Annotated in this window: 16 protein-coding genes; 9 read left to right on the forward strand and 7 right to left on the reverse strand. The window is 40.4% G+C overall.

Features of this window, described 5'->3' with window-relative positions:
- Positions 1 to 531: 531 nt before the first annotated feature.
- Genes WKU26_RS10780 through dut form a run of 4 tightly spaced genes read right to left on the reverse strand, consistent with a single transcriptional unit; the run spans position 532 to position 4,917 of the window.
- A complete protein-coding gene (locus tag WKU26_RS10780) occupies positions 532 to 1,839 on the reverse strand; it encodes a murein hydrolase activator EnvC family protein (protein WP_269878098.1) in 1,308 nt (435 codons plus the stop codon).
- Positions 1,839 to 2,669 (reverse strand): DUF4292 domain-containing protein, encoded by an 831-nt coding sequence (locus WKU26_RS10785; RefSeq protein WP_340322002.1) that lies wholly within the window; start codon positions 2,667 to 2,669, stop codon positions 1,839 to 1,841. Before WKU26_RS10785 ends, WKU26_RS10780 begins: the two co-directional genes overlap by 1 nt.
- Entirely contained in the window at positions 2,666 to 4,462 is a 1,797-nt protein-coding gene (locus WKU26_RS10790; protein WP_340322028.1) for a tetratricopeptide repeat protein, read from the reverse strand. Before WKU26_RS10790 ends, WKU26_RS10785 begins: the two co-directional genes overlap by 4 nt.
- A gap of 20 nt (positions 4,463 to 4,482) precedes the next feature.
- On the reverse strand, positions 4,483 to 4,917 hold the full coding sequence (gene dut, locus WKU26_RS10795) for a dUTP diphosphatase (RefSeq protein WP_340322003.1): 435 nt from the start codon (positions 4,915 to 4,917) through the stop codon (positions 4,483 to 4,485).
- A gap of 246 nt (positions 4,918 to 5,163) precedes the next feature.
- On the opposite strand from dut, the gene WKU26_RS10800 reads away from it, so the two are divergent.
- The 8 genes from WKU26_RS10800 (at position 5,164) to WKU26_RS10835 (ending at position 11,320) form a co-directional block, all read left to right on the forward strand.
- Positions 5,164 to 6,495 (forward strand): deoxyguanosinetriphosphate triphosphohydrolase, encoded by a 1,332-nt coding sequence (locus tag WKU26_RS10800; protein ID WP_340322004.1) that lies wholly within the window; start codon positions 5,164 to 5,166, stop codon positions 6,493 to 6,495.
- 415 nt (positions 6,496 to 6,910) lie between these two features.
- Entirely contained in the window at positions 6,911 to 7,321 is a 411-nt protein-coding gene (locus WKU26_RS10805; protein WP_340322005.1) for a hypothetical protein, read from the forward strand.
- 154 nt (positions 7,322 to 7,475) lie between these two features.
- Positions 7,476 to 7,985 carry a hypothetical protein gene (locus WKU26_RS10810; RefSeq protein WP_340322006.1) on the forward strand — a complete coding sequence of 170 codons (510 nt, stop codon included), beginning with the start codon at positions 7,476 to 7,478 and terminating at the stop codon, positions 7,983 to 7,985.
- Positions 7,986 to 8,283: 298 nt separating this feature from the next.
- A complete protein-coding gene (locus WKU26_RS10815; protein ID WP_340322007.1) occupies positions 8,284 to 9,351 on the forward strand; it encodes a hypothetical protein in 1,068 nt (355 codons plus the stop codon).
- Between the two features lie 15 nt (positions 9,352 to 9,366).
- Positions 9,367 to 10,161 carry an ankyrin repeat domain-containing protein gene (locus WKU26_RS10820; protein WP_340322008.1) on the forward strand — a complete coding sequence of 265 codons (795 nt, stop codon included), beginning with the start codon at positions 9,367 to 9,369 and terminating at the stop codon, positions 10,159 to 10,161.
- 21 nt (positions 10,162 to 10,182) lie between these two features.
- The gene (locus WKU26_RS10825) at positions 10,183 to 10,437 is read left to right on the forward strand and encodes a hypothetical protein (protein WP_340322010.1); all 255 of its coding nucleotides are present in this window, start codon (positions 10,183 to 10,185) and stop codon (positions 10,435 to 10,437) included.
- A 104-nt stretch (positions 10,438 to 10,541) separates the two neighbouring features.
- Positions 10,542 to 10,793 carry a hypothetical protein gene (locus WKU26_RS10830; protein ID WP_340322011.1) on the forward strand — a complete coding sequence of 84 codons (252 nt, stop codon included), beginning with the start codon at positions 10,542 to 10,544 and terminating at the stop codon, positions 10,791 to 10,793.
- A complete protein-coding gene (locus tag WKU26_RS10835) occupies positions 10,790 to 11,320 on the forward strand; it encodes a hypothetical protein (protein ID WP_340322012.1) in 531 nt (176 codons plus the stop codon). The genes WKU26_RS10830 and WKU26_RS10835 overlap by 4 nt, the downstream gene beginning before the upstream one ends.
- Positions 11,321 to 11,846: 526 nt before the next feature.
- On the opposite strand, the gene WKU26_RS10840 is transcribed toward WKU26_RS10835, so the two are convergent.
- From WKU26_RS10840 to WKU26_RS10850, 3 genes are read right to left on the reverse strand one after another with little or no spacing between them, the layout of a single operon-like run.
- Entirely contained in the window at positions 11,847 to 12,830 is a 984-nt protein-coding gene (locus tag WKU26_RS10840) for a GNAT family N-acetyltransferase (protein ID WP_340322013.1), read from the reverse strand.
- Between the two features lie 22 nt (positions 12,831 to 12,852).
- On the reverse strand, positions 12,853 to 13,671 hold the full coding sequence (locus WKU26_RS10845; protein ID WP_340322014.1) for a 1-acyl-sn-glycerol-3-phosphate acyltransferase: 819 nt from the start codon (positions 13,669 to 13,671) through the stop codon (positions 12,853 to 12,855).
- On the reverse strand, positions 13,643 to 13,876 hold the full coding sequence (locus tag WKU26_RS10850) for a hypothetical protein (protein WP_340322015.1): 234 nt from the start codon (positions 13,874 to 13,876) through the stop codon (positions 13,643 to 13,645). The genes WKU26_RS10845 and WKU26_RS10850 overlap by 29 nt, the downstream gene beginning before the upstream one ends.
- A 95-nt stretch (positions 13,877 to 13,971) precedes the next feature.
- Between WKU26_RS10850 and rsmH the strand changes: the two genes are divergently transcribed.
- A complete protein-coding gene (gene rsmH / locus WKU26_RS10855) occupies positions 13,972 to 14,886 on the forward strand; it encodes a 16S rRNA (cytosine(1402)-N(4))-methyltransferase RsmH (protein WP_340322016.1) in 915 nt (304 codons plus the stop codon).
- The last annotated feature ends 2 nt before the right edge of the window (positions 14,887 to 14,888 follow it).

Consider the following 14,888-nt stretch of genomic DNA (forward strand, 5'->3'; position numbering starts at 1 on the left):
CAATGTTTTTCACAAATAGCTGTCTTACAGCTGGTTTTACAGCCTATTTTTCTGCAAGAAGACTTTCTGAAGAGAACTATATATACATTATTATATAATATAAGCACTGATACCCAAAGAACAACAAACGGGAAATTCATTCACAGATTCGTAATCTGATACTCCAAACACAGAGAAAAACGACTCACAGCATACAATGATTCCGGTTCTAAACAAAACCGGATTCCCATTTTTTCTGTGTCTTCAACCGGAAAACAGCATCCGAAAGAATTACTCAGACTAAAATTTACCCCAAATAATAACACCAAAAAACGCGACTTGTCGCGTGAGCTGATGCAACAAGTCACGTAAGGCAACGATACAAGTATCGATAGCCAACGCGACAAGTCGCGTTTTTTAAGCCAACAAAGACCTTCTACAAGCCTCTAAAAAGTCATATCATCTAAAACGAAAAGGTTTTCGAAAGATCTATTCGATCCATCGAAAACCTCCACTTGATTCAAAAAAAAACAATCAATTATAATTTTAATACTAATGCCTCAACCAAAGTTCAGGATTCAACTTATTGACCTCTTTACGTAACTGGAAATGAAGTACCGTATTTCCATCTTTATCAGTATGCACTTCCCCAATCATATCACCTGTTTTCAGCTGGCTACCCTTACGTATCAAGACAGAAGACAAATTACAATATACCGAAATATAATTACCATGACGCACCAACACATTCGCCAATCCGTTATACTGGAAAATAGCAGAAACCTCTCCATTGAATACGGCACGTGCCATTGCCCCTTTCTTTCCCTTAATATCAATACCTTTATTATCAAGACGTACATTCCGTAAACCACTCACTTGATACTGACCATAATGACCAACTATTACATACGCACCAGTAATAGGAACAGGCAGTTTTCCCTTATTCTGTTCGAACGTACCCGACAAACGTCGATCCTCTGAATCAATCTTATAAGCATCAATCTTACCTTTCGCAAGCGTTTTTTGGTCTTTATCCGATGATTCTGCCGATTTTTTCGAAGCTTTACCAGACTGTTTTGCTTCCGCCTCTGCCTTACGACGTGCTTCTTCTTCAGCACGCTTACGCGCTTTCTCTATTTCCTGTTCAATCAAGAAATCAATTTGTGCATTCAACTTATCGGCTGAGCGACGCTTCTTAGACAATTCCGACTGAATACTACGTTGCTTCTTTTTCAACGTACTCAATAACTGCTGTCTCTCCTTTTCTTGTTTTTCCAGCTTCAGTTTTTCTTCCTCGCCCTGTTTCAACAACTCCTCTTTTGCCTTCCGACTATCCACCAATGTCTTATGCTTAGCATTAACCTCTTCTTGTTTCTTCTGCAGTTGTATTCCCTGCACACGCTGATAATCGGCATATTCCCGTACATAACGAAGTCGACGATACATCTGACTCAGATTATCGGCTGAAAAAACAAACATCAGTTTTTCCTGCACCGACTTATTTCGATACATATAATTGACAGACTGTTCATACTTCTCACGTTTATCTGCCAATTCTTTTTGCAAGCGCTTCAACTCTACCTGCAAACGATTTATTTCCCTTTGAATTGTTTCTACATCTTTTTCTATGGTAGCAAGATAACGTTTACGCTCATCTATTTGTCCAGACAACAATGCCAAGTTATTCAACTGACTATTTACATCCTTCTTAGTGGACTGCAACAACGTTTCCGATTCGGAAATCTGCTTACGAAGCTCATTCCGTTCTTTTTCCAGTTCACGAATCTTTCGTGTACTCTGTGCCACCAACGGAAGACACATGCACACACAGAATATACCTAGCCACAGAATACGTTTCATCATTTGAGTAACATTTTCACTAATTCTTCTACTTCTATCTTCTTATATCTAGATGGAATATTCGTATGAGATTCCCAGCCGTTATCAACCGATAAACGAGAAAGTTTCATATCCAATGCCACTTCCGGTTTCACACCTCCTATCGTCAATCCCATATGCTGAGGGAAAGGACGTGCATCCAACCGTTGAAAATCATCATACTTCCAATTCAACGTATACCCTGTACCTTTCACACCAATGCGGCTCTCCTGCAACAAACCACTATCGGCAGAAGTACGGAAACTGTATGTCAATACTTTCGAAGACTTAGCCTCCAACAAAGCATTATCTCCTTCTACCGAGATACGGAACAATGAAGCATCATCAGCCGTCAGTTGAGTCCGATCCGGTAAAAACAGCTCATTGAAGAACAACGACTGCAATACATGAAAACTTAAATCCGTACGCGCCCAATTGTTTACCTGTTCAAACGACGCCTGCACATACCGCTTATTCAATCTGTCAAGTACCAAAATACCTTGTGGAGATATCTCCATACGCACCACTTCTATACCCAAAAGTGGAGCAACTGAAAACTGAATCACTTCCCCCCGCTTCATACGAAGTGTAGCATTGACCTTTGTAGTACCTTTCGCGCCCATATCCAGCGCAAGCGCCACCTTTCCCGTCACACACTCCCAGTTGGGAGAAAGTTCAATCACCTTCTCTGTATATGCTTTTCCTGACAGTCCACCCACTCTCGGCGATCTTTCCATCCAACGGTTTGAACCACACGAAGCAAGCAGTAAGGTCACAACAACCACAAAAGTAAGTTTCAGTACATGTTTCATTCCGCAATATATTTCCTTAATGCAATTTTACGTTTCAAACGATTCAACTCCTCCTTAGTACGAGGAGTAGAGCCATCTTCTTCCTTATCATCCATCGAAGCAGATTGTTTCCAATACTCCAAAGCTTTCTCTTTTTCACCCAGCATATAATAAATATCCCCACAATGCTCGACAATGAGCGGACTCTTCTTTCCTTCCTCACTTCGCATTGCCTGGTCAATATAGATGCGGGCTTCAGTATATTTACCCTTTTCGAACAAAATCCATGCATACGTATCCAGATAAGTTGCATTCTCCGGCTCCGCCTTTACCGTACGATAACTCATTTCCTCTGCCTTATCCAAATTCTTCCGTTCCAAAGACAAATAATATGCATAGTTATTCAGCGAACCTATATTATCCGGATTGTACACCAGCGAAGAATCGTAAGCAGCGTAAGCCTCAGCCTGCATCTTTTTAGTATGATACAAATCACCTAAAATTGCATAAAAATCGGATACAACATTCTTATCGCTTTTTTCGTTTACCTGCTTCACCCCCTTCGAAAAGACCTCCAAAGCCTTGTCGGTTTCTTTCTTCTGGAAATGCGCCAGTCCTAAGTAATAATAAAACTCCAATGCATCCGGATTATACTCCAGTGCAGGAGTCGCAATATGAATCACCTCATCCAGGTTATTGTCACGAATTGCATAGCTCAGTAGCTGCAAACGTGCCGGTTTATTCTCCGGATCGAGCTGTAGAACCTGATTCAACACCGGCACCGATTCTTTTTCCATCCGTTTCGTAATCATATACTGTGCACAAAGCATAGCCAAATCAGCATTCTGCTGTGGACATTTCAATATATTACGAAACAGATTCACAATCTGCGTACTATCTTTTGTCGTCTGCTCCGACTGCAAAATAAGCTGTCGCATAATTTCCATCTTGGTATCCGACTGCACATCGCCATTCAGCAAAATCGTATCAAGCTGTACCTGATACAGGCTATCCTGCCCCATTTTTTTATAATACGAAGCCATCGAAAGCAAAGCTGGTGCATATCCCGGTTCTTCTTTCAGAATACGCTGATACGTATCGTAAGCTTCCTGTGGCTTATCATTCTCCAGATACACATCTCCCAAGATAGTCTGATAACGCATATCATAAGGATACTCCTTCGAAAGGCTCACAATCTCATTAAATGCCTGATCTTTTTGTCCCAGAAGAAGATACATACGAAACTTCTCCATACTAATCTGTTCTGACTTGCCATCAAGTTCTTCAAGACGATTCAATGTCTTCACCACCTCTCCATAACTCTGCGTCTGCGTATACAAATCGACTAAAGACATCAGCGGTTCAAGACGAGACGGAAACAAATTGGCCATATCTTCATACACAGCAATAGCTTTTGCCCACTCTCTCTTCTGCTGATAATACATAGCCAATGTCTGTTTATACCAGAAATTAGATTCATCGGAGTGTACCGCCTGCTTTAAAGCCTGCTCTCCTTTTTCCGGCAAATTCAGGAACATATAAAACTGTGATATTTCGTACAATGCCGCAGCCGACTGAGGATAGATATCCAAACAATGCTTATACAATTCGAAAGCCGCATCATACTCTCCTTTCTGCTTCATGCGTACCGCTTCAAGGAAATAATAATCGTACTTACGGCGCTGTTCGGGAGTAAGCGGGTCTTGCTCCGCAGTAGTCTGCAATGTTGATTTTCCAGTCTGCTTACCCAACGAGCCACATCCCGTGAGCCATGCAGCTCCACAGACCAGTAAAATATAGAGCCAATTTTTCATCATGTCATTCTAGCTATTAATTAAACAGTTCCGGTATGACCGAATCCTCCGGCCCCCCGTTCTGTTTCATCCAACACATCTACCGGTTGCCAGTCGATTTTCTCGTAACGTGCAATCACCATCTGAGCAATACGTTCTCCATCCTCGATAGTAAAAGGCTCTTCCGAAAGATTGACCATAATCACTCCGATTTCTCCACGATAATCTGCGTCAATCGTTCCCGGTGTATTAAGCAAAGTAATCCCCTTTTTCAATGCCAGACCGCTTCGCGGACGAATCTGTGCTTCATACCCTTCGGGCAATGCGATGTACAATCCGGTAGGCACCAAACAACGCTGTAACGGTTTCAATACGATAGGCTCCTCCAAATTAGCACGAAGATCCATTCCTGCAGAAAGAGGAGTGGCATACTGCGGTAAACTATGTTTCGATTTATTGATAATCTGTATTTTCATTGTGTTTTTAGGTTCTAATTCATTATAAGTTGCGAATTTACATATTTCACCGAATATATAAAGGAGTTTACCATTTTTTAAATCTCCACAAACAGACATATCTTTACCATCCTCCTCCTATCCACTTAACAGATATGAAACTTATATTTTTTCTTTCCATCTTGCAGGAGCAAAAATTTCTTGGTAACTTGCTTCTTTATTTTCACTTATGTATCAAATTAAACGTCCATCTACATACCTGACAACATGAACTGGAAACAACTGATATCGAACAAACGCTTCGGACTGGAGTTTCTCCACGAAGCACGGAAAGAAGACCGTACCGAATTCCAACGCGACTACGACCGGCTGATTTTCTCCGCTCCTTTCCGACGTCTGCAAAACAAGACCCAGGTATTTCCCCTTCCGGGAAGCATCTTTGTACACAACCGACTGACGCACAGCCTGGAAGTTTCGTGTGTAGGTCGCTCTTTAGGAAATGAAGTAGCCACAATCCTCCTGCAAAAGCACCCGGAACTGCACGATTCGCATCTGTCCGAAATCGGTTCCATCGTATCGGCTGCCTGCCTTGCACACGACTTGGGCAATCCACCTTTCGGTCATTCGGGAGAAAAAGCTATCGGTACCTATTTTTCCGAAGGCAAGGGACTTACCCTGAAACCGCTCCTCTCTGCCGCCGAATGGGAAGACCTTACCCACTTTGAAGGGAATGCCAACGCTTTCCGACTGCTGACGCATCAGTTCCGGGGACGCCGGCCGGGAGGTTTCGTGATGACCTACTCTACATTGGCTTCCATCGTGAAATACCCCTTTTCTTCGCAGCTTGCCGGAAAGAAACAGAAGTTCGGATTCTTCCTGAGCGAGGAAGACGACTACCGCCGCATTGCCGAAGAATTAGGCATTGTACGCCTGAGCCGGGAAGGAGAACCGGCACGCTATGCCCGTCACCCGTTGGTCTATCTGGTAGAAGCCGCCGACGATATCTGTTATCAGATGATGGATATAGAAGATGCCTACAAGCTGAAAATACTCACTCTGCAGGAGACGAAAGACCTGTACTGCCGTTTCTTCTCCCCCGAACGGCTGACACACATCGAGGAAATCTGCCGGATGGTAACCGATGCCAACGAACAGATAGCCTACTTGCGCTCCTCGGCCATCGGTGTACTGATAAAAGAATGTACCCGTGTATTTACAGAACACGAAGAAGATATTCTTGCCGGAACGTTCGAAGGAGTACTTATCAAGCACATGGAACCGCAAATCAGAGAAGCCTACGAAAACTGTTCGCATACCGCCTTCGCCAAGATATATCATTCGAAAGATGTGGTGGACATCGAGCTGGCCGGTTTCCGGGTTATCAGCACTCTGATCGACCTGATGGTGGAAGCTGTGCGACATCCCGACAAAGCTTATTCACAGCTGTTGATAAACCGCATTTCAAAACAATACGATGTGGAAGCTCCTACCTTGTACGGCAAGATTCAAGCCGTGCTGGACTACATTTCGGGCATGACCGACGTGTATGCGCTCGACCTTTACCGGAAAATAAACGGCAACAGTCTGCCGGCGGTGTAACATACGCTTCACCGGTATATCTTCCTTCAAAAAACGTGACTTGTATCGTAGGCTTGCGATACTTGTATCGATCGCTCACGTGACTTGTATCGTAAGCCTACGATACAAGTCACGTTTTTTCGTTCTTCTTTTCTGCTGCATAACATTCTCTTTTCTTCTTTTATATCGAAAGTTTTCATTAAATTTAAAGCATTAATAACGAAATAGTTAAGATAGGAATATGCATATTCTAAAAAAGAGAATGAGCCTTATTTATACATTGCTCATAGGGCTATGTCTTACAGCCTGTACAGACAATAAACACTCAGCATTAAGAGAATCAATAATGAGGTGCGATCGCCTCACATCATATCCTATCATTGTTCCAATGATACATGAATATGCTTCATTTGATAGTATCAGACAATTCGATACTATGCGGGAAGATACTTTTTTGTGTTGTAGTAATGCATGGAGACTCTATAAATATTCAAATATAAGAATAGATTCCTATCAGGAATTCCAAAAACGTTTATATAAAAAGCTGGTAAATAAAGAATATATCACAATCAACACTTCCATGTATGAAGAATTCTCAGAGGATAAGGTCGTAGAAGTTCCGGAAATCCGCAAATTATACGAGGAAGGAGGAATAGACAAAGTATTATTAAAATATGTACACAACAGAATACTGCCCCATGAAAATCCAACAAGAGCCTACATTGTCTATCTTGCATCTTTACATGATATACTCTTTGGCTGGGATGATGAATGTGGAGATTTCTTTTTGGAATCAACTTATTCTGAGCATTTGGAAAAAATCAAAAGAAACATATCAGATAAATAAGAACAAATATTCCAAACCTCTTGACTATCCGTCGGGCATATGATACACAGAAAGAAAAAAAGAAAAAGAGTATAATAACTCACCTAATGGAAATATAGTTTTAATGGGATGATTACTAATTTTAAAAGGTAACTACTAAATATATAAAAGAAAAATGAGAACAGTAATTTACATATTTTTTCCACTCTTTCTGTTTTGTGCAACGAACTTGAATGCTCAGCGTCAAATACAGATTGATACCTTATCATTTTGCTATTTCAATGGAATTACCGGACAAGCTCAAACTATCAGCAAATACCAAATAACAAATAAATCAAACGAGGACTATTTAACCTGGATATCATTGCTTTCAATAAACAAAAAATCAAACTCTGAATTGGTGCACGATTTTTTTAAAAAGAAAAAAGGTGATTTCAGTTTTATTGAAATGATGTTTGAAGATTTATCAGACGAACATTTAATGAATGTAGGATACTCATTTATTAAAAAAATTGCACCCGGTAAAACGTTCTCATATTTCATAGCCCAAACAGATAGGAAGTCAAAATTTTATCAAGAAAGAATTGTTCTTATGAAAAAAAGAGAAGTAGAACAATATTTAAGAATACAAATTGATGAAAAATATTTTTTCAAATTACCGAATATTTTCTTAATTGAACAATAATACATCGAAGACAAATGGATGCACCATCTATGCATTGGGACGTGTAAACATGTTTTTGATAAACGAAGAGATAAAAACAGATTCTCTCTCAGACATAGTCATCTACCAAGGAGAGAAATCGAATAAATGCTGGAAAGAAATCCAAACAAATGATTTCACAGCTTATTATGACAACGTTCCATTGGAAAAGAAAAGATTTTATGACAATATTTTATCCTCTACAACCTCTGTTCGTAACAAAGAAAGAAAAAGAAGCAGAAACCAATAAGGATACAAAAAACTAAAAAAACAAATATCCATGAAAAGAAACAAACAATACATAAAATCAATCATTCTCCTCCTATTGAGTATATCACTCTGTACTACAAAGGCACAAGAGTGGGGACAAATCAACCGGCTTAATGAACAAGGGCAGAAAGAAGGGTTTTGGATAGAAAGATTTGATGAATTTCAAATAGAGTCTTATTATAAAAAGGGGAAAGCATCAGGAGTATATAAAGAATATCATAATGATTATTTATTCTGCTTTGGAGAATATAAAGAAGAGAAAATGACAGGGATATGGTATTATTTGTACGATGACAGACGTATAACCATGCTTTGCAAAGACTGTTCGGAAAACAACAAATATACGGATACAAATAATGGAGATAAAATCATCTTTATGCCAGATACTAAAGGATATTGTATAGGTTATTATCCTGATGGGAAAATACGAGAAGAAGGATTACTCCTGTGGTGGCAAGAAAATGGAGGACCATTAGTAGAGTTCATCGAATATGGTGAATGGAAATACTATGACAAGGATGAAAACAAAATCACGTTTAAAGAATATAGGAAATTAAAATATAGAGACATTAACGAGTGGACATTTTCTACCAACAGCTTTAACAGAAACGGACAGAAAGAGGGATTTTGGGAAGAAGGTAATGCCTGCATGTATTATCGAAACGGACTCAGAAACGGGATTTATACCGAATTCACAGAAACGCCACCATCCTCTTTGCCAATAAACGGAGCTGAAGGAGAAAAATCAAGGATAACACAAAAGCTTGCCGTATTCGGAGAATACACTCACGGAGAAATGAGCGGAACATGGTATTTCTTTAATCCCATCGGACAGCTAACCAAAACATACAAACACTTTTCAAGGGAAACAAATCTTATCAACAAACCCATGAGCAAAGACAACTTCAGGCAGACACACCGGTGCTACTGTACCGAGTTCTATCCCGATGCAACAGTCAAAGAAGAGGGATGGATAATATGGACAGATGACCCACGCTCTGAATTTGCAAGAAAAAAAGGAGAATGGAAAACATACAGCCCGGAAGGGAAACTGATAAAGACAGAATTTTTCAACTGAAAATAATAAAAGCCCATGAAAAAGACAATACTTCTACTTACATTCATTGCAATAATCAGTGCCTGTACTACAGACAAGAGCAAACTGACATGTTATCACATCAGGCTGTGGGAAGACACACCTGCATGGGAGATGGCAAAAGCTGTGAAAAAAGGAGATACTGCAAAAATCAATGCCATCCTGAATGAAGGAACCATAGACATTGACTATAGAGACCCGATATACGGACAAAACCTGCTGGCATGGGCAGTATGCAACCAAAAAATAGAGATGATACGCTTTCTACTGCAAAAAGGAGCAAACCCAAACTTACACAATACCTTCAATGGCCGTTCGCCAATCGTTTTCACTTGTGGAGATCGAATGGCAGATATCAAAATACTGGAACTGCTGCTCGAATATGGAGGAGACCCTAACGACTATGTAAAAGACACAGAGCCTGTAATGCACAAAAACTCCGGGTACACCCCTTTAAAACAGGCTGCAGCCAGAGGACTTGAAAAAACCAAACTGTTAATAGAACACGGAGCAAAAGTGGATTTCACGCCTGTTCCCGGAGAAACACCATTATACAGAGCCATCGGAAGAGGATATACAGACATTATCAGATACCTGCTGATGGAAGCTAACGCGGACTATAGAAAAGCGTTTATAGTAAACATAGAAGGAGACACACTCGACTTCGACTATCTGTTGGAACACATGATATACATAAAGGAAGACAAGGAAAACGAAGAAAACCTGATAGCCATAAGGGAGTTTATCAGAAAGAAAAAAGAAGCAGAGACTAATGAGGATACAATAAACTAAAAGACAAAGAGGGTAAATAAGATGAAAAAGACATTGGCCTACATCGGTACAGACAAGCGTACCGATTATGCCGGAAACATAATTAAGCGATATCCTAATCATACTGTTAGAGCATTCTCTGATAAATATGATTTTGAACAACACAGCTGGTTAAATCCTAAAAATTGGGGACGGAATATTGAAACTGCTATTGGAAATAAATATGCAGGAAAAGGAGTCAAATACGAAATTAACATTTACGGAAGTAAAAAACAAAACCGATATTACCATGGATAAAATAATAAAAAATATATTTAGCCTAATTGTATCATTATTCTTACTATCTTTTTTACTGCTATCCACTTTGTTTAAGTGACATTAATTTATTCAACCCTAAGCGTATGATAGAATCCATATTTTCACCTAAACTGAGAAGCACCCTCTATGCATTGGGACGGGTAAACATATTTTTGATAAACGAAGAGGCAAGAACAGTACGCATCGTGAATGACGAGGCTACCGTTTATGATTGGAATACCGGAGGAGGATTTACGAGAAATTTATTTATCAAGGCAGAAAGACTTCGCACAGGGATAAATGATACACACGGATTTAAAACATTTTATTACGGAATAGGGAGACTGAAAAAATGATGAATATTCTAAAATACATACTGACATTCCTGAAATATACGCTGATTTTCATCGTGTCATTCTTTATTGTACTGATTGGATTCTTATTTTATGCAGACTCGTTCATGCCAGAATGGAATGGATCGTATAAATTAGGGAAAGGGCTGTTTCTGATTGAATGGGATTGGAACACCCAAAAAATTGTTTATTCAGGGGAAACAGAAAGTAATGGCTATGGAGGAAGATACATTATACCACCATTTCCTGACTCTCCTTGGATATGTATGCATGAAGTAAATGCAAATGACCTATGGGTTATCGTAAAAGCTACAACCCTCAAAGGCAACTACCCCCGCTATTATCTGATTGACAAATCTTTCAACATAGAAGGGCTTGACTGGAAAGCCGATAACTGTGACAGCATCATACAAAGTCATATTATTGTTACTTCCGACAGCATAAGGTTTGAAGAGATATTAAAAAAGAAAAATGTTGATCTGAGGTTTAATAATATACGTTACAAATATATGTACAGAAGAGAAGAGTGATACAGAACGGCCCTTTGTTGGACATTCCTTAGGAGGAGGATTAGCTACCGCCAATTTATTATATCAAACTGATTAAATGTACACTCTGTCGATAGCATAATGAATGAGGGAAAATATGTTTATCCTATTATCCATCAGTATTCTATTGATTTGAATAAATTCTTTAAACAACAAAAAAAGTTAATAGTAGTCATAAACGAATTTATCAGAAAGATAAAAGCAGTAAAAAGGATACAGAAACCATCCGGTAAGTTTCAAAAACGCGACTATTCACGTGAGCTCATGTGAATAGTCACGATAGCCAACGATAATAATAGCGTAAGCTTACGATAACAGTCACGTTTTTTGAGGTATATATTCATGTAAAAAAGGCTTGCCCCATCGCTGCCGGCAAGCCTTTTTATTTCATTTTCATTTTGTAGTTATCCGAGAAGAAAAAAAGTCAACAAGAGACTCTGTTCTTTATGCATAGCCCACTAAACTTCAGACAAATAGATATATAAAGAGCGTTCTTAGGGAAGCATGATCAATCTTTCGAAACAACCGGATGAGCACCTGAAGTAAGCTGCAAAGCTTCCGGGTGTTCCTTGATGTACGACTCGATATGACGTACCCGCTTTTCTTCCAGAATCTCATCTACTGCAATCAAGATACCGGTTTCCTCTACATCGCCAAAACCATCGTTGATGGCTGTACCAAACATACGCATCGTAGGCGACAGACTCATATAGGCATTAACCAGAGGAGGAATGTTGTAACCCAACTTGCGTACCTCTGTATTCAGTACCTTGTAGTCTTCCTTGAAAGTATCGTTGCAGAAAAGTTTCTCCAACACAGCAGGGTCTGTCTCTATCTGCAAGGGAACCATCGGAGTAATCAGATTATCCTTGTCGGAAAAATGCTTCTTGAGGAAATACAGAATCATATCACGGCCCTGACGGCTGTAGCTAGGATACATGGTCATTTTTCCGAAGAAATACTTCACATTGGGCTTAATCACCGTCAGTGCTCCCAAACCATCCCACAGGTTATCGAGTGCAAACAGCCCCTTCGAACCGGCACGGGTGGACTGATATTCCAGTGTCACAAACGAACGTCCCAATTCTATGGTTGTAGGCAGATATTCTTTCAGGAACTTCTCAGAGAAATTGAACATATGAGCTGTAGCCAACACCGGCTTTCCATGCTCGTCGAACTCTACTTCATTCCCCAACAGATAACGGTAACCACCCAAAATTTCTTCAGCATCGGGATTCCATACTATCAACTGCTTGTAAGGGTTTTCCATCAAATCGTATTCATCCAAATCGAGCGACTTTCCGGTACCTCCCCCTGCCGCACGGAATGCAATCTCACGTAACCGACCTATCTCCTTCAATACATTAGGAGCATCTTTCCAAGTAACCACATAGATTTCATTGTTACTTTTATTGGTGAATCTCAAACGCTTATCTTCTGTGAGTTCGGCTTTCAAGACCTCTCTATCAATCGGTGCAATAACATCTTCCATATATCTAATTTCAATCTTCTACTCAAAGTTTATATACCAACTCTTTCACATACTCAGCCCATTCTGCCGGTGTCTTCGACTTGTCGAAGGTCTCCCACGGAAGAGGCTTGCCAATAGTAACCTTAAACGTTTTATGACGGTTTTTGAACATCTCGTCGGCCAGATACAACATGGCAATGTTGAACTTGATGCCCAAGAACTTGCAGGCATTGGCCAGTCTGTAGAAAAAGTCTGAATTTCTTCCCTCGAAATGGATGGGAACCACATAGCGGCGGGTTTCCACACTCTTTGTCACAAAGGTTTTTTTCCATGCCAAGTCTTTGATGACACCATTCTGACGACGGGAACACAAACCGGCAGGAAACATAATAATGTGACTGTCCGAACAGAAACCGGCTTCTACCATACGGGGAAAATCTCTGGACTGCGAACCTGTTTTATTGATTGGTATACACAAAGGAGCCAAACCATGCAGATTCATCAACAAGTCATTGACCAGATACTTGATACGTCCATCGTAATGTTTTCCAAGTAAATACCCCAACGCAACTCCATCCTGACCGCCCAACGGATGATTGGACACAAACGTACATAAGCCGTCGGCTGGAAGATTTTCCATCCCCTCCACTTCCAGCTTCATATCCAGAAACTCTACACAGGCTTCCAGAAAATCGACACCTGTCTTGTCGTTTACACTTTTCAGAAAAGCATTGATTTCCTCCTGATGCACAATGTGTTTCAAATAAGACACGAAGAAACGGGGAATACGCGCAGCCTTCTTTCCGGCTTTCTCCCGTAGAATTTTATCTATGTCAATCAAAAATATAGAATCGGCGGCCATTCTTCACTTTATGTTTTGCCTGCAAATGTAACGTATCTTTTGAAATATCACTTACTAATACCGAAAAAAATGGCTGTTTGCTGTTCAAAAAGATAGAAATAACACTTACAAAAAAGAAAAATTGCACAACACGCAACACTCTGTGCAGGAGGCTTTCTTCATCGGTCTCGTTTTCCCCCAAGCTGTTGATAACTTCTTCAAACATTTTTATTCAATCATACCCCCGTTTGTAAGGAAAGTTGTAATTTTACAGCTCAATTGTATATTATAAGGTGTATTATTACTAATTCGAAGAAAAGGATGAACGAAACAGAACAGATTTATCACATACCTGTATTGCTCGACGAAAGTATCAACGGCATGAACCTGAAACCCGGAGGAACATACGTAGACGTAACCTTTGGAGGAGGCGGACACTCGAAGGAAATCTTGCGCCGCATGGATAAAGACAGTCGTCTGTTCAGTTTCGACCAGGACGAGGATGCTGAACGGAACATCGTAAACGACAGTCGTTTTACGTTTGTACGCAGCAACTTCCGTTACTTGCACAATTTCCTGCGTTACTACGATGTAGAAGGGGTAGACGCAATCCTGGCCGATCTCGGGGTATCGTCTCATCACTTCGATGACTCGGAACGCGGTTTTTCTTTCCGTTTCGAGGGAAATCTGGATATGCGAATGAACAAACGGGCGGGAAAAACAGCTGCCGACATCGTCAATACATACGATGAAGAACGGCTTGCCAACCTATTTTACCTGTACGGGGAGTTGAAAAACAGTAGAAAACTGGCATCGGTGCTGGTGAAAGCCCGCATGCAAAATCCGATTCAAACCATTGGAGAGTTTCTGGAGATAGTAAAACCGCTATTCGGGCGGGAACGGGAAAAGAAAGAACTGGCCAAAGTATTTCAGGCACTCCGCATTGAAGTAAATCAGGAAATGGAAGCGCTGAAGGAAATGCTTTATGCAGCTACTGAGGCATTGAATCCAGGAGGACGACTGGTAGTGATTACGTATCACTCGCTGGAAGACCGCATTGTAAAAAACCTGATGAAAACCGGAAACATTGAAGGAAAAGCAGAGCAGGATTTCTTCGGAAATGTACAGACTCCATTCAAGCTGGTCAACAACAAGGTAATTGTACCTACCGACGAAGAACAGACAAGGAATCCGCGTTCAAGAAGCGCCAAACTGAGAATTGCAGAAAAGAAATAAGA

It is taken from the genome of Phocaeicola sp. HCN-40430 (assembly GCF_037890285.1).
Lineage (GTDB): Bacteria > Bacteroidota > Bacteroidia > Bacteroidales > Bacteroidaceae > Phocaeicola > Phocaeicola acetigenes.